15 protein-coding genes and 1 pseudogene are annotated in these 21208 nt (G+C 31.6%); 11 read left to right on the top strand and 5 right to left on the bottom strand.

Annotated elements, in window-relative coordinates; all coding sequences use genetic code 11:
• Positions 1-1674: 1674 nt before the first annotated feature.
• Positions 1675-3381 carry an ABC transporter ATP-binding protein gene (locus tag HSX44_RS01585; RefSeq protein ID WP_275602017.1) on the bottom strand — a complete coding sequence of 569 codons (1707 nt, stop codon included), beginning with the start codon at positions 3379-3381 and terminating at the stop codon, positions 1675-1677.
• Positions 3382-4271: 890 nt separating this feature from the next.
• Here HSX44_RS01585 and HSX44_RS01580 point away from each other — a divergent pair.
• The gene (locus tag HSX44_RS01580) at positions 4272-4436 is read left to right on the top strand and encodes a hypothetical protein (RefSeq protein WP_275602016.1); all 165 of its coding nucleotides are present in this window, start codon (positions 4272-4274) and stop codon (positions 4434-4436) included.
• A gap of 1056 nt (positions 4437-5492) precedes the next feature.
• On the opposite strand, the gene ubiE is transcribed toward HSX44_RS01580, so the two are convergent.
• Positions 5493-6191 carry a bifunctional demethylmenaquinone methyltransferase/2-methoxy-6-polyprenyl-1,4-benzoquinol methylase UbiE gene (gene ubiE, locus HSX44_RS01575; protein ID WP_275602015.1) on the bottom strand — a complete coding sequence of 233 codons (699 nt, stop codon included), beginning with the start codon at positions 6189-6191 and terminating at the stop codon, positions 5493-5495.
• A gap of 1184 nt (positions 6192-7375) precedes the next feature.
• Between ubiE and atpH the strand changes: the two genes are divergently transcribed.
• The 7 genes and pseudogenes from atpH to HSX44_RS01550 all read left to right on the top strand — a co-directional run bounded on the left by atpH (position 7376) and on the right by HSX44_RS01550 (position 11964).
• A complete protein-coding gene (gene atpH / locus HSX44_RS01570) occupies positions 7376-7936 on the top strand; it encodes an ATP synthase F1 subunit delta (protein WP_275602014.1) in 561 nt (186 codons plus the stop codon).
• Positions 7933-9474 carry a F0F1 ATP synthase subunit alpha gene (gene atpA, locus HSX44_RS01565; RefSeq protein ID WP_275602013.1) on the top strand — a complete coding sequence of 514 codons (1542 nt, stop codon included), beginning with the start codon at positions 7933-7935 and terminating at the stop codon, positions 9472-9474. The genes atpH and atpA overlap by 4 nt, the downstream gene beginning before the upstream one ends.
• Before the next feature lie 8 nt (positions 9475-9482).
• The gene (gene greA / locus HSX44_RS01560) at positions 9483-9977 is read left to right on the top strand and encodes a transcription elongation factor GreA (protein ID WP_014869173.1); all 495 of its coding nucleotides are present in this window, start codon (positions 9483-9485) and stop codon (positions 9975-9977) included.
• Positions 9978-9980: 3 nt separating this feature from the next.
• On the top strand, positions 9981-10190 hold the full coding sequence (locus tag HSX44_RS03920; RefSeq protein WP_338063352.1) for a 3,4-dihydroxy-2-butanone-4-phosphate synthase: 210 nt from the start codon (positions 9981-9983) through the stop codon (positions 10188-10190).
• 17 nt (positions 10191-10207) lie between these two features.
• Positions 10208-10429: a 3,4-dihydroxy-2-butanone-4-phosphate synthase gene (locus HSX44_RS03915; RefSeq protein ID WP_410543446.1), complete on the top strand. Its 222-nt coding sequence runs from the start codon at positions 10208-10210 to the stop codon at positions 10427-10429.
• Positions 10362-10607 (top strand): annotated as a pseudogene (locus HSX44_RS03985) (3,4-dihydroxy-2-butanone-4-phosphate synthase). Before HSX44_RS03915 ends, HSX44_RS03985 begins: the two are co-directional and overlap by 68 nt.
• A gap of 76 nt (positions 10608-10683) precedes the next feature.
• Positions 10684-11964, top strand: a complete 1281-nt coding sequence (locus tag HSX44_RS01550) for a M48 family metalloprotease (RefSeq protein WP_275602012.1) — start codon at positions 10684-10686, stop codon at positions 11962-11964.
• A gap of 28 nt (positions 11965-11992) precedes the next feature.
• On the opposite strand, the gene HSX44_RS01545 is transcribed toward HSX44_RS01550, so the two are convergent.
• Complete coding sequence (locus tag HSX44_RS01545; protein WP_275602011.1) at positions 11993-12340, bottom strand: TrbC/VirB2 family protein; 348 nt, start codon at positions 12338-12340, stop codon at positions 11993-11995.
• Between the two features lie 101 nt (positions 12341-12441).
• Positions 12442-13176 (bottom strand): 3-oxoacyl-[acyl-carrier-protein] reductase, encoded by a 735-nt coding sequence (gene fabG, locus HSX44_RS01540; RefSeq protein WP_275602408.1) that lies wholly within the window; start codon positions 13174-13176, stop codon positions 12442-12444.
• Positions 13177-13410: 234 nt separating this feature from the next.
• On the opposite strand from fabG, the gene HSX44_RS01535 reads away from it, so the two are divergent.
• Complete coding sequence (locus tag HSX44_RS01535) at positions 13411-14922, top strand: HlyD family type I secretion periplasmic adaptor subunit (protein ID WP_275602407.1); 1512 nt, start codon at positions 13411-13413, stop codon at positions 14920-14922.
• Between the two features lie 167 nt (positions 14923-15089).
• Here HSX44_RS01535 and HSX44_RS01530 read toward each other — a convergent pair whose 3' ends face one another.
• Positions 15090-15230 carry a hypothetical protein gene (locus HSX44_RS01530; protein ID WP_275602010.1) on the bottom strand — a complete coding sequence of 47 codons (141 nt, stop codon included), beginning with the start codon at positions 15228-15230 and terminating at the stop codon, positions 15090-15092.
• Between the two features lie 2326 nt (positions 15231-17556).
• Between HSX44_RS01530 and tsaD the strand changes: the two genes are divergently transcribed.
• Positions 17557-18564 (top strand): tRNA (adenosine(37)-N6)-threonylcarbamoyltransferase complex transferase subunit TsaD, encoded by a 1008-nt coding sequence (tsaD, locus tag HSX44_RS01525; RefSeq protein ID WP_275602009.1) that lies wholly within the window; start codon positions 17557-17559, stop codon positions 18562-18564.
• 172 nt (positions 18565-18736) lie between these two features.
• The gene (locus HSX44_RS01520) at positions 18737-20482 is read left to right on the top strand and encodes a type I secretion system permease/ATPase (protein ID WP_275602406.1); all 1746 of its coding nucleotides are present in this window, start codon (positions 18737-18739) and stop codon (positions 20480-20482) included.
• The last annotated feature ends 726 nt before the right edge of the window (positions 20483-21208 follow it).

The following is a 21208-nucleotide window of genomic DNA, read 5'->3' as shown; positions in this document are numbered from 1 at the left end:
TAAACAGCTTTTTATAGCTATAATAACAATTAAAAACATCGTAACCTCGGTCATATATATTAGTGCAGGCTTATATAAATCAAAGAGTTTTGTATCATCTCTAATTTTTACTATAAGTAACCTACCTTTCCAACCATAAAGTATTAACTACTGTATTTCTAGAATCATAGGTATAACAACATGCAGTTGTAGTAACCACTGTAAATGGATATTCATATACAGGAGTTGCATTTTACTTTCCCAGCCCACTACAAATATAAAACTTGACATTATTTCAGATTAATAGTATAGTAAGAAAGGAAAAAAATTATATATCAAATAAGCTATTAAGGTTATAAGCCAACGACATAGGCACGTGATGTATATTATATTTTATTTGATATATTAAACCACTACTCTCGATCATCTACACATCTTTTATCACCTTCGCTATAAATTAGCTTATAAAGTTCTATTATCTTTGAACTATTCAGCAGTAGAAACAGTCGCTGCATGATCTTGTACTGTTTTAGTTTCTACAATTCCGTTGCTCTAGTTCTGTTTTTTTAACTTCCAGTCCAATATGCTAGTACATTCAGCACCACTATGTACTAGATTTATGAATATGACAATATGCTACATTATTAGAACATAAATTGTAATAATACTTAAAAGATGAAATATGGTAACGCTCGAGAAACTTAGAAATACAGTAATCATTGCCTATAGGAAAATTTTTATGCAGTTAGGAAGGTCTTATTTTAACAGATCCTGTTATCAAATTTAACAGATATGTATCACGGTTTACAATCTGAGAAATAAGGTTCATCTATATTATGAAAATAGACATTGTGTAGTTATGAAATTGAGAATAACAAGTTATAAAGATCCTTTTTAAAATAACTATTAGATTATTATAAGGTAAAATTGATCAGTTATTTTATAATATAGAGATTAAAATTAGCATATCTTGAATCCTGAATCTATAATGCATTTTAAAATACGACTTCAATAGTAATGCAATTAAAATAATTATGCTTAACAAACTTCTTCTATGGCTGGCAGATTTGTNATGTTGTGTATGGATAAGCAGCTATTACACAAAATATTAGAGTTCAGAGGTTTTGTTACGATCAAAAGATGATAAGATTTCAAAAGAGGGCTATAGATATAGTTAAATTAGTTGTGTTATTGATAATATAAAACTGCTATGTAGGTAATAAGTAGTAAGCTATTTGCTTATGAACTTTCTTTATTAAGCAAGGTGTAATGCCCATATTCTCTCAGAAAGACATAAGGCTACGCTAAAGCAATATTATGTACATATATAAATTATTTTAAATAATTTTCTAATAAATAGAGCTAGTGCATTACGATGATTTTGATGTACGTTAAGCAGGTAATAACATGAGTTAAAGTGATTATAATATAAATTAACAACATAAGGTACATATGTAGATGTATAAAAAGTGTACATTGATAAAATTAGTGCTGATAATGGGCAATTACATATTTTGGCATGATAAAAAACATGAGCTTAAATCATAGTAATCCTTAAAAAGGGATGTTGGTTTATTGTAAGTTAAAATATTTAAGAATTAAATAATCTAACCCTAAATTTAGGTGTCAATCTGACTTGTAACAGTATGATTTAAATTTTTTAAATTTATATTATATTTCAGTAAACTATATCCACTATATTTTCGCTAATTTTGCATACAGTCCATTTTTATTTATAAGGGAGTCATGAGTTCCTACTTCTTCTATTTCTCCATGATTAATTACTACGATCTTATCAGTTTTGAGTATAGATGACAGCCTGTGTGTAATCATAATCGTTGTTCTGTTTTGCATTAATTCATTCAGTGCTTTTTGTACAAGGTTCTCACTTTTATAATCAAGAGCGGAAGTTGCCTCATCCAATATTAAAATCTGAGGATTTTTGAGTATAGCTCTTGCTATTATAATACGTTGTTTTTGCCCTTCAGAGAGCTTTAATCCTCTTTTCCCTACAAATGTATCGAATTTATTAGGTAACTTATCAATAAACTCCATCGCATAAGCACTGATAGCTGCTTGTCTCACTTCCTCATACTTAGCACCTGGTTTACCGTATAGTATATTTTCCATTATTGAGCAGGAAAATATCGTATGATCTTGTGGTACTAAACCAAATAACAATCTGAGGTTACTTAATGCGATTAACTTAATGTTGTGCCCATCAATGGTAATGCTGCCTTTGTCTGGATCATGAAAGCGTAGCAGAAGTTTTAAAATAGTACTTTTACCACTACCAGATGGTCCAACAATTGAAACAGATTGACCTACCTTTATAGAAAAGGACACATTGTTTAATGCTGGTCTATCAAGCTGAGATTCATAAAAAAACGTTACATCATTAAATGCAATTTCTTTTTGAACACTATGAATTTTTATAGGGCTGCTAGCATCCACTATAGAACTTTTCATATCTTTGAGTTCAAGCAAACGCTCTACTACCCCAAGACCTCGTTGTAAATCACTGATATTATCACTCAAATTATTTACAGCTCCTGCTGCAAGCGCTGAATAGAACACAAATGAGGAAAGCTCTCCAATAGTCATATTACTGTTCAAGACCTCCTTGATACCAAAAAAAAGCAAAACAACTAACGAACCTATTACACATGAGATAATCAAAGTTACTAAAATAGCACGCAAGAGCACTAACCTTACGTATGATTTCGATACTGAGTTTAGGTACTCCTTAAAACGTGCTTTCTCATTTTCTTCCAACACGAATGATTTAATAGTTGCTATAGATCTGAAATTTTCCTCACTAAATGAGGCAAGTTCACTCAGTTTACTCTGGGCAAAACGTGCATAACTGCGCACCTTTTTCCCAAGTGATGTCATAATGATCAATAATATTGGTACTATTGCGGCTGTATACGTGGTTAAGTGTAGATTTGTATATAATAACATGGTAATACTGCCAATCAGTATTACAAAATTTCGCAATATGGTGAGTAAGCTGCTATTTATTATTGATTGTAGCACAGAGGTATCAGTAATTAATGCTGAGATAACATCTTGTACGCCAGTATTCTCAAAAAAACTTGGTTGTAAATCAGTAATATTGCTATATAAGTCATATCTGATTCTTGCAATAACTTTCTCACTACCAATTCCCATAAAATATAGTTTAACAAATGCAGCAAGAGAGATAGCTAAAACTATAAATATAGTCACTACTAGTTTAATAGTAAAATTATGCCCTGCACTAGAGTCAATTATGCTACTCAAACCTCTACCAAAAAGGAGAATCATTAAAGAGGAAGATAGAACTGCAATAAAAGCTATAATAAAATAATGTAGATTAGGTTTTATATAGTAAAATAATTGCCTAATACCGGATCGCATTTTATTTCAAAGTTTCTAAAATTAAGTATATGGATTTTAGTTTCAGGAAAAAGAGGAAAAAGATATAGTTTGAGAGATCAGAACAAACTTACTAAAATGGCGATAAGTTAGTTTATAGTGCTTCATAGAGGACTCAAATATAAAGAAGGTTGAATATTTGTACAGAATAGTATTATATAATCAAAGTTTTTTATTCGTTTCTATAAAACTCCTTTTAAAGTTTTCTAACCTTTAAAAGTATATCCCATTAGCGTATTTTTGGTACTGAAAGAATAAGGACACTTACCCACTTTCTCAATGAGATTTTTGTCTTAATGGTAGAAATTAAATAAAGGATATAGACTTTTAAAGTGCTATTCAAGATCTTAAGATTGCCTTAAAAAGAAGCATTATTGATCTTTCCTGCAGAAATAGAGAACAGGTAATCATTAAAACGTAAGTAGCTAGAACTAAAAAGGTTTTAAAAAAGTACTCAATATTACATGTATTGCTAAGGATATTCAAGACAAGGCTGATAAGATAATTAATGTCAAATCTTTATAAAAGATGTCCTTGTTGCTATAGCAGATTGTATGCTATTTCCTGATAAATCTGAGTACAAATCAAGACATACTATCCAAGATAAAAGAATATCAATGAACATGATTAGAAGGATTTTTATTTTGTATTTATAATTACCAAAATTTTTAAAAACGAAGAAAAATCAACTCTCAAATATAGCTGAGAAGTGAATGTATTTTCTTGGGTACGTTGACGAAACAAGTAAAGAAAAATTAGGAGGAAAGATCATTAGAAAGTTGTTTAATGATTAAAAGCTCATGTAAAGAGCAAATAGACTCAATTAGTCAAAAAAGAATTTATTGTCTACGAACACAAAGTGAAGCAGATTTATGATGAAAATAGAATTTGCTCTTGCTCAAGAACTTGATAATGCTACTAAAAAAGAAAGAGATAAAGATAAAAAAGAAAAAATCAAAGTGCAAAAAATCTATTCAACTAGTACTTCTAGTGAAGTTATTTCTCAAATAACTGAAGATTTCCTAAAGTTGAGGTAAAGCAACTCCAAGAAGGAATAATCTAATGTCTCTTGATCTTTTTGATTAACTACTCATTTTCATATCACTAAGCAATTGAGTCACTAACTGTTACTCAACTAATAGTTTCTAATTTGAATTTAAAAGGCAATATTATGTCAATGGCAATACTAGAAGATAAAGGAAAGGAACCGCATAACTAAGCAATGATAGAGTTATGCCGATAGTGTGAGAAATGCTCAACGTCACTCCTATGTTTATTTATAAATTGTGTAATAAATTGAATTGAAATATCAAAAATCACCAATAAGTTAAATCATTTACTCTATATACGTAAAACATAAAGCAAAAGAGTAGTAATGGTACTAAACAACACTAAAGGTTTTTGTGCTACTTTTTTATTTAGTACATCTCCAATTAGTTAACCTACTTTGAATATTTTTAATAATCTTATGACTTGAAAAGTGTCGTGCTGCACAAAAAAAGAAAATTGTAAATTTTTTGTTTATGTATAAAGAACAAGTAAGCTGTCATGATTCCAGCATAACTATTTCTGCTATACACGGAGAGTAAATGGGTATTCACTATGAACATTTGACCAATAAAAGAATACGTTGAAAGCATGGATATACTAAATTAGGCTGCAAAAGTAATAATGCGAAAATGGATAGAAATATTGTGATTAGACACATTTATTCTAAGTTTTATTCTACTGCCAAGCTACTAGCTATAGCAACAGAAAAAATGGTCTTGTGCATTCAGATAGTTGAACTGAAATTTTTTAAATATGTAACATCGTTTGCACCTTTTTTCCCATGCTAAGTATTATTGCAGCTACCATCAAAATAAAAAATATTAACTTATTTATAAATAAAAAATTAAGTATATTTTTATATTGATAAAAGAGAATGTTACTAAAGTAATCAACAATAGAATTATATAAGTAATATAATATTATATAAAATAATCTTGTGACAAAGAAAAAAGACGCTGTGTAATTGTAAAACTTGCTAAGTGAAGAAGAAACCTACTGAAATGACGAAATAATGTTCAGTACTCTATACTAGGGTTTGATGTTCATTTTGTTCCAATATGTAATGTTACTATTCCATAGCTCATATCATGAAATTCAACATTACGAAAGCCTATCTTTTCAATTTCCATTTGAAACTCAGCCTGAGTTGGAAACTCTCTGATGCTTCTTACTAAATATTTATAAGAGTTTTTATCTTTAGCAACTATGCTGCCGATTTTGGGAATTACTTTAAATGAATATAAGTTATAGAACTTAGTAAATACCTCATTTTGGTAATGCATAGGAGCAAACTCTAAGCAGATGAATTTCCCATTTAGTTTCAATACCCTATACGCCTCACTTAAAGCCTTTTTGCGATCAGAAACGTTTCGAATACCGAAAGCTATTGTACAATAATCAAATATGGAGTCTTCAAATGGCAAATTTTCTGCATTTGCGCACACCCAATTGAAATTAAGTTGGTTTAAATTTATAGCTTTATCAATTCCCCTGCTTAGCATGTTTTGATTTATATCACATACTGTAACTTGAATGCTTGGTTCTCTTCTTGCTATTCTTATTGCTATATCGCCGGTTCCTCCAGCAATGTCCAAAACCTTAGAGTTTTTTGTAAAATGCGTAATATTTACCATCTTGTTCTTCCATAGCCTATGTATCCCAAAGCTTATTATATCATTCATGATGTCGTAGTGACTTGCTACAGAATCAAATACCTCCTTAATTAATTGTGATTTATCCATTTCCTTTGCGATTGTTATGTAGCATTCAATTTTTTGTCATTTGTTATAAATTAAGTCAATTCAAGTATAATTGAAATTTAAGCAAGAATTCTTCTTAATTAAGAGTTAGGAACATATGAACTACTTTATCAAAAATTTAAAAAATATTATATTATAGCTATAATAGTGAACGTCAGTAAAACTTTTATAGATTCAGGAATCAATATAGTTCTTGATAGAAAAACTCCAAAGTATCCTACTGAATTATCTAGCCTTATAAAGTAGCATAATTCAAGAACAAGTAGAAAAGAGCTATTCAAAGAAACAGTTAGCTTGAAATTGAAATAAAGAGTTTTTTGGTATCTAAAATTTCTGATGGGCGTGATGTTTAAAGTTGTGTTAAGCAGGATTAGAGCAGAATAAGATTAAATTTTTAAAGGAATTTTACCAAAAGGAATTTACTTACTCTCCTAAGAAGAATAAAGTTAAGAGTTTTAAAAACCATAAAAGAACGCGCCTTACAGTTCATCTTGATAGAGAGTCTGGTGAACTCGCTCCTATATTATAGAGTAAAAAAATGCAAAAGGCTAGTAAGTAACTATATTTGTGTAGTTTGCAAAGTAAATCAATCAGAACGCAAGTAATTATCATGGAGATAGGACATAAAGATAACCTTTACAAAGAAGGAGCGTATTTTTTATAAGTATTAAATATATATTTGTGTATAACCTTCTCTCCTGATCTATGTTCTTTATTCAAAAATTTAAAGTAAAGAGAAAAGGGATAAGCAGGTATTGATGGAAAAGTTAGCCTTAAATTTAAAGAGAAAGTAAAACCATCAAGATGTTTTTAGATCATAGTGTCCGCTACTTAAGTTGCTTGAATAATATTCTCTTAGAATAGATTTGAATCAAAATGCTTATACAACTATATACCAGCTGTTTAGATAACATACTTTCTACCTAATAAAAGGCAAATATAAGTAGAAAGTATTTCCTTTCTCTAAGAAATCTATTATAATTACCTTAACTACTAGTTCTCATTTTCTGACATATTTTCCTTAACAGTTAATAGCTGTTTTGTAATGAATTTTGTCAATAACTATGAGTTTTAGTTACTATACTCTCTGAGATCTAAGCTTTTCTAGGCTAGACCATTATTGGTAGGCTTAAAGATGTTTAACTCTATATATTAGGTAATTTAATGTGAAAAGGACCCAATACAATAATTTAATTTTATCTTATGCTAAGGCGCTGTTTTACGTCTCAAAAAGTAAGTCAAGTACTATAAGAAAAGAAGTAAAGTTTCTATTGAATTTTTTAAAAAATCAACGTGACGTTTTTATGTATCTGTCCAGTCCTATGATCTCTCTCTCACATAAGAAAGAAGTAATATTTTCTATAAATGAAGATTTGAGTAGGAACTTGGTGAAATTTATTATGGTGACATTTGCAAACAGGCGCTCTAGTTTATTACTCCTTATATTAGAAAAATTTTTGAATCTTATAAGAGAAAATGAAAATGAATTAGAAGTCACTATAAAATCAGCAAAGGCTTTAAAGAAAACCGATATAAAAATAATTACTGAATCTTTAAGCTTTCTTGGTAAGATAGTAAAAGTAGATAATGTGGTTGACCCTTCCATACTAGGTGGTTTTATAGTAAGGTATGGTTTTAATTTAATTGATGCTTCGCTGAAAAGTTACTTAGATAGACTGGTTAGTTTGAGTAAAATGGAAATATTGAAAATAGGAAACTGTATATGAAAAATAGTATAAATGCTTCTGAAGTAGTAAACATAATACGGAAAAAAATTGAGGCATTTGATAACCCTATAAAACGAGAAAATATAGGTGAAGTAACTTCAGTAACTGATGGTATTGCACTGGTTTATGGGCTTGAAGAAGCAAAGTTCGGTGAAAAGGTATTTTTTGCAAGTGGTGTAGAAGGAATAGTTCTTGATTTAGACTATGATATAGCTGGAATAGTGGTGCTTGGTAATGACCGTGATGTAAAAGAAGGAGATATTGTAAGATGCAGTGGTGACGTTGTACAGATACCTGTAGGACACGAATCCCTTGGAAGGGTTGTAAACGCACTAGGTTATCCTATAGATAAAGGTGGAGAGATTAGAGCCAAGAGTAGAATGGACATAGAATCTAAGGCACCAGGCATTATTGACCGCAAATCTGTACATGAACCTCTACAGACTGGAATTAAGATTATAGATTTACTAATTCCGATAGGCAGAGGACAGCGTGAGTTAATTATCGGTGATAGGCAAACCGGAAAAACTACTATTGCACTTGATACTATCATAAATCAGAAGAAGATTAATGATGAAGTAAATGAAGATCAAAAAGTTTACTGTGTTTATGTTGCTATCGGGCAAAAAATTTCAGTAGTAGCAAAAGTGGTAAATAAGCTAAAAGAAAGTGGAGCATTAAAGTATACAACTGTAGTTGTTGCTAGTGCATCTGAATGTGCACCTATGCAATTTTTAGCACCTTATGCTGGTTGCACTATTGGAGAATTTTTTCGTAATAATGGAATGCATTGCTTAGTCGTGTACGATGATTTGTCTAAACATGCTATAGCATATAGGCAAATGTCCTTATTGCTAAGACGTCCTCCTGGCCGTGAAGCTTATCCTGGAGATATATTCTATGTACATTCTCGTTTGCTTGAGAGAGCTGCTAAGATGTCTGATGGAAAAGGACAAGGGTCTTTAACTGCTTTGCCAATTATTGAAACTCAAGCCGGTGATGTATCTGCGTATGTTCCAACTAATGTAATTTCAATTACTGATGGACAGATTTTCCTTGAGTCTGAATTATTTCACAAAGGATTTCGTCCTGCAGTAAATATAGGTTTATCAGTTTCGCGGATTGGTTCTGCCGCACAATTAAAGTCTGTGAAAAAAGTTGCTGGCTCTATAAAGTTAAGTTTAGCTCAATATAGAGAATTGGAAGACTTTGCAAAATTTAGTTCTGACCTTGATGCCAGTGTTCAATCGTCCTTAAACAAGGGCAGATATCTTATTGAACTGTTAAAGCAAAAACAGCACTCACCTATGCCAATAGAAGAACAGTTAATACTGATGTACATCTTCTCTAATTTGTATGATCAGTTAAGTAAGATACAAATAAACAACATCAATAAATTTGAATATGATCTTATCAATTATTTCCATAATGCATATCCTGAAATTTTAAAAAAGTTGTCAAACAACATGAATAATGGTATAAAAAACGATATTTTAAGTATCGTGAGTAATTTCATTACTCAATTTAATTGCGTGTAGGTGTGATTATGGCTTCATCCGTCGTTAAGAAGTTTCCTATAACAAAAGAAGGTTTTGGATGTATGCAAGCTGAGCTTGAGAAATTAAAAGAAGAGAAACCTTCCATTATACAGGCCATTTCTGATGCCCGTGATCAAGGTGATTTATCTGAGAGTGCAGAATATCATATTGCACGAGAAAGATTAGGTTTCATCGAAGGTCGTATAATGGAGCTAGAAAGCAAGCTTTCGCATGCAGAAGTAATAGAAGTGAAAAGCTTGTCTGGCGATTCGGTAATGTTTGGTGCAACCGTAACATTAAGCATGTTAAATGATGATGGTAGTGAAGTAGAATATATTTATAAAATTGTAGGTGAGTACGAAGCTGATGTTTCAAAACAGTTAATATCTACTAGTTCACCTTTGGGTAGTGCTTTAATTGGCAAAAAAATTGGCGAATGTGTGGAAGTAATAGTACCAAGTGGAGAGAAATTATATAAAATAGTTAAGATTGAATTTAAATAAACTATGGTACAGGCCACTTATGCATCGATCAACCTATCCTGTATTTCTCCTGTTGAAGATATATTAGAAGATGCTCAGTCTGGTAAATTGTTTATTTTAGTTGATAACGAAAATAGGGAAAATGAAGGTGATTTAATTATCTTAGCTGAAAAGCTAAAGCCAAAACACGTAGCCTTTATGATTATAGATATGGAATTGGCATCGTATTTTTAGCTATGACAAAGCTTCATATGAATAGACTAGGTATTGAGTTTATGAAAAGAAGTAATGTAGATGAAAAGCTTACTTATCACACTGCATTTACTACATCAATTGATGCACGTTATGGTGTTACAACAGGTGTTTCTGCTAACGATAGAACGTGTACAATACTTATTACCATTGATGAAAAGAGTACTAAGGATGACATTATCACCCCCTGGTCATGTTTTTCCTATTATTGCAAACGATAGAGGAGTTTTAGCACGCAATGGTCATACTGAAGCAAGTGTTGAGAGCAAAGATAGTTGACCTTAATCATGCAGCTGTAGGTGTGAGCTAGTGAATGATGATGGCTCTATGATGCGTCTACCTCAGTTGCTTAAATTTGCTGAACAACATAGGATTAAGTTAACTACGTCAAAAAGTTAAGCTAACGTTTATAAATTCATATAATTTAAGTGTTAAGATGTAAAACCCATAAAAATTATGCAAATACAGAATTCTTATGTTTAAAATCATCAAAGTTTTTACCTTATTATTTTTTTTTGCATGTTACGATAATGTTTACTCTGTTAATATTATAGGAGACAGTGAAGTAGAAGCAATAGTGAAAGAACTAGCACAGCCACTATTTTCTGCTGCGGATATTGATGGTGACCAGGTAAGAGTTTTCATAGTTAATGACAATTCAATTAATGCTTTTATTATTGATAATAATAATATTTTCATTCACTTAGGACTTTTACGATACTCAACTGAACCATACGTTTTACTTGGCATATTAGCACATGAGATCGCTCATATATCTGCTGGTCATATATTACAGATGAGTGTTACTGTAGGTCATTTACAATCAATAGCGATGATTGGCTATATGATAGGACTAGTTTCGACTATTATTATTAATCCTCAGGTTACTAATACAATTTTGCTAAGTGGTATAGCACTCGGCTCAAGATTGTTTTTTAAATATTCTCAAGAGCAAGAAAGTGCAGCAGATAGGTATGCGTTAAGGTACCTTGATAAATCCGGTTATGATAATTTAGGTATGAAAGAGATTTTTGGTTACTTAAAGAGTGTTGAGCACGAAAATACCAAAGGGTACTTTCGCACTCATCCACTTAGTGATAAGCGCATAATTGCTGTACAGAATTATAAGGTTAAAAACGATGTAAAGCCAATTCTCGCAGATAAATTATTAAAATTTAAGCGTATAGTCACAAAGCTAGATTCTTTCTTTTCTCCTATCCATGTATTATCTGATAAATATGAAGATAATTCTGAATACGTAAATGCTATAGTTCACTACAGGCAAGGAAAGATAAAAGAGGCCATTGCTATAATTGATTCGTTAGCTCAGAAGTCACATAGTGACCCATATCTATATGAATTAAAAGCAGAAATGTTGTATAAGGCTGGAAATCTGAGTGAAGCAATAAAAACTTATGAAGAATCACTAAAGTATTTATCTGAGAGGAACAGCTATCTGGTGAAATTTGCATTATCTCATACTCTACTATTATACGGAGATGTCAAGAAGGCAATTTTTTACCTAGAGCAAATCGCAAGTACAGAACCGAGTAACGCCTTTATTTGGAAGTATTTAAGTATTGCATACAAACGTAATGCTGATATAGCAATGCATTATTTTGCTTTAACAAAAAAAGCTTATATTGAAGGTAATTTAGAACAATTCATAAAATATGCTGAGTTAGCTATTAAAACTTTACCAAAAGCCAGTCCCTACTTATTACAAATTGAAGATATGAGGCAATTTAATAAATAATAAGTATTTTAATACATTATCAATTTTACTATTTTTTTGTTCCACAGTTTTCTAGCATAACTTTTACACTATCATTCATATTAGGTATAACCTTCATTATGATTGTCTTAGCGCCAAAAAAAACACCACAAAACACGCCTAAAGCAAAGAGAGCTGGCCAAGGCATTCTCCCAAATATTGCAAGCAAGGATGCACCGATTATTACCACGGTCATCAGTGGACCACCTATCCCCCAAATATAACCAATAATGTTACATATTACTTGAGCAGTTGTATCATCTATATCAGTACCTCCACCACCAGAAGTAGTTGGATAACCTGAGAAAAGCAATACCACACATAAGATATTTAAAAATTTTCTTATTATAGAGCCCATTTTTTTGCCTTTAATAATAAACTAATGTAGTAAAACTAATTTTAGTTTATGCATACTTATTTTAAAGTAAAGTCTATAGCTTGTCCATAAGTAAGATTTTACTACATAAATAAACCGCCATTAATATTTAGCACATGTCCTGTAATATATTTTGCCTCATCACTTGCTAAAAATAGAACCCCTGCTGCTACTTCCTCTACTGTTCCCATTTTTTTCATTGGAATATTATCTAATATTTTTTTCTTTTGTTCTTTAGTTAAAACTTCAGTCATCTTAGTGACTATAAACCCAGGAGCAACACAATTAACTGTTATATTCCGACTTGCAACCTCTTTCGCTATAGATTTGCTCATAGCTATTATTCCAGCTTTTGACGCTGCATAATTCGCTTGTCCAACATTCCCTGTTAATCCTACTATTGAAGAAATATTTATAATCCTTCCCCAGTTATTTTTAATTAGTTTCCTACATGCTTCTCTACTCAACTTAAACGTGGAGTTTAGGTTAATATCAATTACTTTTTGCCATGCTTCGTCTGTCATTCTCAATAGCAGACCATCTCGTGTAATGCCTGCATTGCATACAAGCCCATCAAAACCTGCCATCAACTCGCTTGCTCTGTTTACTAGTTGATTTACTTCCTCAGCGTTTGATAAGTTACAAGGAAGTACATGCATGTTCTTTTTATACTGCTTAGCAATTCCTTCGAGAATCTCTTTTTTTGTACCAGAGATACATAAAATTGCTCCGGCTTTATGCATAACTTCTACAATTGCTCGACCTATCCCACCTGAAGCACCAGTAACAAGAAACTTTCTACTTTCCAATTGAAACATAATGACTTCATTTTTCTGATTACTAGCAGAACATTGTTTAGTTAGCAATGGGTTTCTTATATGCATAAACAGCTTTGGTACTCACTAAAAGTCTTAGTTTAGATAAAATATAGCAAAATTGCCGTTATTAAATGATTGATTCTGATGCTCCAGTCTAAATTAGATGCTTAAGTCATGAATTTCTTAGTTTTTGCATATTACCTAAGTACTAATATAAGCCCACAGTAATGTATAATAAGTAAGTTAAAAAAACTGAGCACTGGATTTTCTTTGACAGGGTTCCTTGGCCGTAGTGATAATATAAATATGCAAGAGATAAGAAAGAAAAAAAATCCAAAGTTTTTAGATAGAACTTTCATATTAATTGATATGATGACAACTTTTGTTTTAAAGCGTAAGGGAAATAACGTAAATGAAGTCCTGAGAATAACATGGGGACCGCTATTTTTTGGCTTGGTGATAATATTCATCTTTTTTGGAGTAGGAGGCATTTGGTCAGCTGTAGCTCCAATTGATGGAGCAGTACGTGCAAGCGGAGAAGTTATTGTATCTTCAAGCAGAAAAGTAGTTCAGCATTTAGGAGGAGGAATAATAAGCAAAATTTTAGTCAAAGAAGGTCAAGCAGTCAAAAAAAATGAGCCTTTAGTTTTACTAAACGATGTTAATGAGAAGGCAAATTTAAGTATAGCTAAAGAGAAGCTCTTATCGCTTTTGACAACTGAAGCAAGATTGATTGCTATTAAGGCAGGATTAGACAAAATTGAGTTTCCTGATGAAGTTAAAAAGCTGTCTAACAGTGAGCTTGTAAACAGAGTGGTAAAAAATCAGATAGAATTATTTCATTCTCAGCGCAAAAGTGAATTAGGAAAAACTGGTGTACTGCAACAACGTATAAAACAGCTACATGACGAACTAGTAGGACTGAATTATCAACTAGATGCAGCTCTTAAACAATACAGCTTAATAGCTGAGGAACTGGAAATAAAAAGACAGCTTCTTAGCAATGGCTATATAGGCAAATCGCATATCTTCGCTTTGAAAAAACAGCTTGCTGAAATTGAAGGTAGAGTCGGTCATTACCGCGCTGCAATATCTCGAGCACAGCAAAAAATTGGAGAAAATGAATTAGAGATCGTAAACGTGAGAAACGATTCTCAAGAAAAAGCAAACACCGAACTTAAGGAAATCAGCACATCTATTGCTGACTTAAGAGAGAAGTTAATGGTTGCAGAAGACACGTTAGCACGCACAGTAATTAGATCGCCTCAAGATGGAATAGTTACAGATATAAGATACCATACTGAAGGCGGTGTTATACAATCTGGAGTTCCGGTTATGAGCGTAGTGCCGTCTAATGATGATTTAATAATAGATACTAAAGTTCAGACTAGAAATATAGAGGAAATAATATCGGCACAAAAAAAAGGTAACAATATAGTCTCCATTGACGGATTAGAAGGGTTAAAAGTCAAAGTAAGGCTGAGTGCTTACAGTGCACGTCGTTTAAGTTTAATTAATGGTATAGTAAGCCATATTTCTCCTGATGCTCTTGATGATCCAAAATTAGGACGTTATTACTCAGTACGTGTAGTGATACCAAAATCAGAGCTTGCTCAATTTAAGAATGTATATCTGTACCCTGGTATGCCAGCAGAAGTATATATAGTTACCCAATCCCGCACTCTTTTATCATTCTTATTTGCACCTATAATTGCAACAGTTGATAGATCTTTTATAGAAAGGTAGATAACTCGTTAAAGTAAATAGACTTTTTTCGTAATAATATTAAGGTTTTATTGATTTTTTTCAAAAATTCTATTTACATAGGTTGTTCACAAACTGGTAAAATTAAAGTAAATTCTTTTTTACTATAACCTTAGTTATAGCAAGATATGTAAAATTTTCAGTGGATGTTATAAACAAATCTTATTTCTTTGATAGCCTTCTGTTCCTGTTAATCCAAGCGCAGAAGCCTTTTTCACAACCCGCCTTCTTAAATGAATTTTTAAATCCTTACTTTCTTGCTGATAGCAATTTAGGTAGTATATCTCCATGTATCTAAAACCTACTATGCCTTTTTTCTTACCTTTTACTTTTTTACTCCCATCATAGCCTTTAGCTCCTCTTTCTCTGCTATTTTAACAGATTGACTTTCAACTTATACAAGGCTTGGCTATTTATTTCTTCCTATTTTTTTTCTTAACTATGTTTAAAAACTCATAATTCAATTTCTCAAGGATTCCCTACTTCCTCTACTCCTAAATTGTTAATCCACTGCTTTCCATGACGGAAAATTGCATAATAAGTACCTAAATTGGCATTCTGTATATAATATGTGCAAAATTACATTTAATATTCTTTACTTTAAAGATGATTCAACAATAAAAATCTATCATTTCCAAAACTGAACTTTTATCATATAAAATGGTCACCATACCAAGTATAACATGTGGCTATAAAACAGGATTTTAGGATTAATTAAGAGTTAGCACTACATTAAACTTAGGCATCAAAAGCAGAAGGAAGCACCATGAGGAACACATTGTATTATCTGATAAAGATAATCAAGATTCTATAAAGAAGTTTGATATAAAAAAGATAAATAGCAATGCTGGTAATAAAAAAGCAAAAAAGAGAGAAGATAATAAATAACTTTAGTGAGTATAATAGAATACTCTCCCCTATTAGTCCTAGTATTTATTTTAAAAGAGAAGTAAAAATTTACCAGTTTTTCTAAACAAATAAAAATTGCTATTGGAGTTGTTACTAGCTAGAAGCAGTTTTAATCTATTATTAACCTCAACTACCTTGCTGGCAATAGTTATGCTTACGTTAATGCATATTTGATGTCGGATGGACCTTACTAAATTAGTATCTATACTAGCATTAGTAAATAATTTAAGCTTTAAAGATTTGCTTTTATAGCAAATAATACCATCTGACACTAAGACTTTATTCCCTCTACAATGGAGTTACCAAGTATCTTTTTCCTTGTTATCTAAGTAGCGGATACCGAGGTCAAGAAAGAGAAAAATATGGATTTCAGGATGTAATGCTGAAATGATATCATCTATTGTGAAAACAAATGTTCGCTCATAAATTATTCTCATATTTAAGAAACCTACTAATCAGAAAAAGACAAAGGAAATTTCTATAGCGGTTTATTGTTCACTCTCTAATTCTACAAACAGGCATTCCTGCTGTCTTAAAAACTTTATAAGCATGTTTCAACTTATGTAAGTAAGAACAAAAATTTTGTGAAGATATAAGATTCACATAGTGCAAAAAACTAAATATAAAATACTAAGCTACATAATACTTTCATTGTTTAATCTATACAGATTGAAAATGAATAAATACCTTCAATGTCATAGCAAGAGAACTAGCGAAATTTATTAAGTTGTTTTTTTATTTTTATAGCTAAAAAAATCTAAGTACCGCTTAGCTATTTTGATAATAGCCTTCTTATAGGTCTATGTTCATAGAATTAAATTATGTTTGTATTTCAACTACATCCATAATCACTCTCCTGAAAACTCTTTATAATGGATCAATTCCTAAGTGCGAAAAGTATTTATTTAGTAATAAAATAGATAATTTGAGTAGAAAATAGTGAGAATGCAGTGTAATATACTGACTACTTTTACTAATTTAAGAAATTTAAAGCATATTAAGCCTCATCTTATCTCCTTAATAAGGCAAAGTAGACTCTCGCTTGAAGTGTATCTTGAAAAAGACTAGCGAATATGAAAAAGAGCATATAAGACAATTTAGTCTTTAGTGTAGATAGATATGTTCTTGTTCTGAGAAAGATAAATCCATACTACAGTATATAAACTTTTATATATGGTTGAAAACAAGTTTAACTTAACTTGGAGCAAGAGTTTTCTCAATAAAGTTTATTAAGTACCGAGCAAAACCTGAAACAAGTAGTAGATGCCTGCACGAATAATTGCTGATTAAGCCATATTAAAGGGAATATAAGCCTATCAAATTGCAAAATCACGTGCACATAAATTATCTATATGCTANTNCGAATAGTTTGCTTGAGCACATAAGATCTATCATCCCAAAGATAAAGAGCATTTAGTCCATGCTTAAGATTTAAACAAAATGTTTCTTGCTACTGACTAATAGAAAAAAGTTATCTAAATTTTGAGGTAATAGACAGAGTAAATATAGGTAATGAAGTAAATAAATATAGTAGCAAATTAACGTTAAAGATGTAGCTAAAGTGCAAAGCAGCTGACTAGTAAACTTTTTTTCCTGGAAATAAAAAAAATTAGCCCTATACTTAAAAATGATGATTAATTCATCAGAATGCAGTTAACTTTTAAGGCGTTTCAAGGTATGGTTTAGTAAATACAGTACCAAACACAAATGAAGACCATTTTAGCTGTTGAAACAAGCTGCGATGAAACCGCAGTAGTAATTATAAATAGTGCTAAGCAAGTCCTCACTCATGAGATTTTTTCTCAAACAGAGCATAAAGAGCGTGGTGGAATAATCCCTGAAATAGCGTCACGTGCTCATATGGAGCATTTAAGTAATCTAATAAAAAGTGCTATAAACAAGTCTAACATTAACTTTTGCGATTTGGATGCAGTTGCGGCGACATCAGGACCAGGACTCATAGGTGGATTAATAGTCGGTACAATGATGACTAAAGCAATTGCACATGTAACACAAAAACCGTTCATTGCTGTTAATCACTTAGAAGCACATGCATTGGTTATTAGGTTACTTTACGAAGTTGAATTTCCATTTTTGGTTTTGTTAATATCAGGTGGTCACTGTCAACTTTTAATCGCGCAAGATGTAGGTAAATATATTAAACTCGGAGAAACACTAGATGACTCGTTAGGTGAAGCGTTTGATAAAGTTGCCAAGATGCTAAACTTAAACTATCCGGGAGGACCATTGATAGAAAAATTGGCTAAGAAAGGTGATGGTACAAGATTTAAGTTTCCAAGAGCAATGATAAAACGTTCTGGATGTAATTTTTCTTTTTCTGGAATCAAGACATCAGTAAAAAACTTGGTGCAGAAGCTTAAGATGGATGAGCAAGACGTGCATGATATATGTGCTTCGTTTCAAGAGTGTATTAGTGATATACTACTTGATAGAGTCAAAAATGCGATTATTATGGCTGCATCTTTAAATATTAAAATCAAAGATCTTGTAATTACTGGTGGGGTTGCAGCAAATAACTTTCTAAAAGGAAAATTAAAAAAATACATAAACTTAAACATATTTTCCCCCCCAAGTAATCTATGTACAGACAATGCAATAATGGTTGGATGGGCAGGAATTGAAAGATTGAAGAGGAACTATATAGATCCGCTCAATTTTGCGCCAAGGCCAAAATGGGAATTGGAAAATTATTGAAAGTCTTCAGTTCTAGATTAGGCAATAAAAAAAATCTATCTCTTTTGATTACTGTTGTTTATATTTTTTATTTATGTATATTAATATTTTATTAACTTAAAGTTAACCAGCTTCTGTTAATATTTTTGCAATAAAAACTATATATGTGGTGCATGTAATTAAAAGAAAGACTGTGGAAATCACCCCATCAATAAAAAAAGAATTGAAGCAAAGTACTCTATATATTTGCCTAGAAAAGTGCAAGAGTGCATTTTGGTTTATTTTTTGGTTTAGTTCAGGAATTAATTTGTTAATGTTATTTTTGCCACTTTATACCTCTCAAGTGCTTGATCGGGTAATATCAAGCGGAAGCGTATCGACGCTAGTTATGTTAACAATTATTACCTTATCCGCATTTGCCTGTTCTGCAATGCTTGAAATCTGTCGATGCTTAGCTATGGCAAAAATCGGTGACTGGATTGATAGAACTGCAACACCAGATCTAATAATAAGATCAATCAGGCTAACATCAGTGCAGAGCTCAACTTCCAGCGGTGAAGCAATACGGGATCTTGGAGTGATAAAGAATTTTATTGTAGGAAATGGTATATTTTCGTTGTTTGATACTCCATGGTCATTGATTTACCTTGGTGTAATCTTTATGATACATACCTCTACGGGATTTATAGCTATTGCTGGAATCGTTATATTGATCTCCATGGCAATGTGGAATGAACTTGCTACTAAACGCATATTGCAAGAAACCAATGAAGAAACTATACGGAATATCAATGCTATAGATGTTGCAACAAGAAATGCAGAAGTAGTTGAAGCTATGGGTATGTCAGAATTCATAGTTTCTGATTGGTGTAAACGGAATGATCAAACCCGCATGATGCAAATCAAAGCACAGAATCGTTCTAATGTAATTACTGGAATTACTAAGTTTTTACGCTCGACTCTACAAATATCAGTAATTGGAACAGGTGCGCTACTTGCAATTACATCTCATAAGACTGCTGGTAGCATCATTGCTGCCTCCATTTTAATGGGCAGGGTATTAGCTCCATTTGATGCAGCAATCCATACTTGGAAATTTTTAAATCAAGCCATAATATCTTATGGTAGGCTGCAAAGACTTATATTAACATCGCCAAAAAGGGAACAGACTCTATCTCTACCAGAGCCTAAAGGAAAATTAGAATTTGATAGAGTATTTTTTACTCCTTATGGGAGCAATAAACCAACGATCAAGGGTATATCTTTTGTAATAGAACCAGGAGATATAGTTGGTGTTATCGGTACAAGTGCCTCTGGCAAATCAACCATTGCAAAATTAACTGTTGGTATATGGAAACCTATATCTGGTGTAGTAAGGCTGGATGGTGCTGATGTATATAATTGGAACCGAGAAAATTTTGGTAACTATGTTGGCTATTTACCTCAAGATATTGAACTATTCAACACCAGCGTCAAAGCTAATATTGCACGCATGAGACCAAATCCAAATCCTGAGGAAATAATTAAAGCAGCAAAAATTACAGGAATACATGAATTAATACTAAGTTTGCCAAACGGATATGATACAACAATAGGAAGCTTTGGAGTGACACTTTCTGGTGGACAGAAACAGCTACTTGGTCTTGCAAGAGCTTTTTATGGTAATACGAAGCTTTTAGTACTTGATGAGCCAAATGCTAACTTAGACAGTAATGGAGAAGCATGCCTAATTAAAGCGATCAACGTTGCAAGAAAGCAAAACACCACTACTATAATTATAACTCACAAGCTACTGTTATTATCCGTGGTTGATAAAGTTATTCTTATGTCAGATGGTACTATTTATAGTATGGGACCAAAAGATGAGATTTTAAGCAAATTAGTTGCTTCATCGTCAAACAACACTACAGAAAGTGAACAGTCTTCAGCAAATGGTTAAAAAAAGGAAGTTATTTTAAGTAAAAGCCTAAATTTGTAGAAAAATTCCTTCTTCAAGTTTACACAGCAGCGGATACATTGCAAATTTGAGTTTTGAGCTCAGTAAGTTGCATAAAAGATACTACAATGCTTGAAACCTGAAGTGTCGATTTCTATACCTGAGAAAGCAAGATTACACAGTAAAAGTGAACACACAAAAGTAATAAAAAAGTGAAATTACCTAAGTTTTAGTTCAACTAGAAATAAACATATTTTTTATTTTTACAATCTCTTCTAAGTTTGCCTGGTTATGTCATGATTAAACCTCTTATTTCTGAAAAAAGAGAGGAATATTGATACTGTAACTATGAATTAGATTTTGGACGGTAATATGGTAAAATAGTGAGAGCTAATATAGTTCTTAACTGGTACGCTATAATGAAGTAGATGAAATAATGAAGGTAAAAGAGCTATCTTTTGTTTTTACAATACTATTTTTCAAGGTTAATGCGTATTCCGACTGTAAAAGCAGTGTAGAAAATATAGAAACTTGTAAAAAATATGTCTGTCGGTAATATATTATTAATGATGAAGACCTCATCTAGCATAGAATGCTATAATTAAATAGTAGAAGTTTATATGTATATTAGAAAAACAAGATAATGATGAAATAGTTTATCATTATTCTAAGCGGAAGTGACAATGAAAAAAAATATTTCGAAAGTATTTTCAAAATTAACAATCAAGA

It is taken from the genome of Wolbachia endosymbiont of Onchocerca gibsoni, assembly GCF_029169405.1.
Classification (GTDB): domain Bacteria; phylum Pseudomonadota; class Alphaproteobacteria; order Rickettsiales; family Anaplasmataceae; genus Wolbachia.
This window is presented reverse-complemented; position numbering and strand designations above follow the sequence as displayed.

What these genes read in the sequence shown, in the direction of transcription:
- HSX44_RS01585 (WP_275602017.1), bottom strand. Translation starts at nt 3,381, where the DNA reads ATGCGATCCGGTATTAGGCAATTATTTTACTATATAAAACCTAATCTA.
- HSX44_RS01580 (WP_275602016.1), top strand. Translation starts at nt 4,272, where the DNA reads ATGATGAAAATAGAATTTGCTCTTGCTCAAGAACTTGATAATGCTACT.
- ubiE (WP_275602015.1), bottom strand. Translation starts at nt 6,191, where the DNA reads ATGGATAAATCACAATTAATTAAGGAGGTATTTGATTCTGTAGCAAGT.
- atpA (WP_275602013.1), top strand. Translation starts at nt 7,933, where the DNA reads ATGAAAAATAGTATAAATGCTTCTGAAGTAGTAAACATAATACGGAAA.
- greA (WP_014869173.1), top strand. Translation starts at nt 9,483, where the DNA reads ATGGCTTCATCCGTCGTTAAGAAGTTTCCTATAACAAAAGAAGGTTTT.
- HSX44_RS03920 (WP_338063352.1), top strand. Translation starts at nt 9,981, where the DNA reads ATGGTACAGGCCACTTATGCATCGATCAACCTATCCTGTATTTCTCCT.
- HSX44_RS03915 (WP_410543446.1), top strand. Translation starts at nt 10,208, where the DNA reads ATGAATAGACTAGGTATTGAGTTTATGAAAAGAAGTAATGTAGATGAA.
- HSX44_RS01550 (WP_275602012.1), top strand. Translation starts at nt 10,684, where the DNA reads ATGTTTAAAATCATCAAAGTTTTTACCTTATTATTTTTTTTTGCATGT.
- HSX44_RS01545 (WP_275602011.1), bottom strand. Translation starts at nt 12,340, where the DNA reads ATGGGCTCTATAATAAGAAAATTTTTAAATATCTTATGTGTGGTATTG.
- fabG (WP_275602408.1), bottom strand. Translation starts at nt 13,176, where the DNA reads ATGTTTCAATTGGAAAGTAGAAAGTTTCTTGTTACTGGTGCTTCAGGT.
- HSX44_RS01530 (WP_275602010.1), bottom strand. Translation starts at nt 15,230, where the DNA reads ATGGAGATATACTACCTAAATTGCTATCAGCAAGAAAGTAAGGATTTA.
- tsaD (WP_275602009.1), top strand. Translation starts at nt 17,557, where the DNA reads ATGAAGACCATTTTAGCTGTTGAAACAAGCTGCGATGAAACCGCAGTA.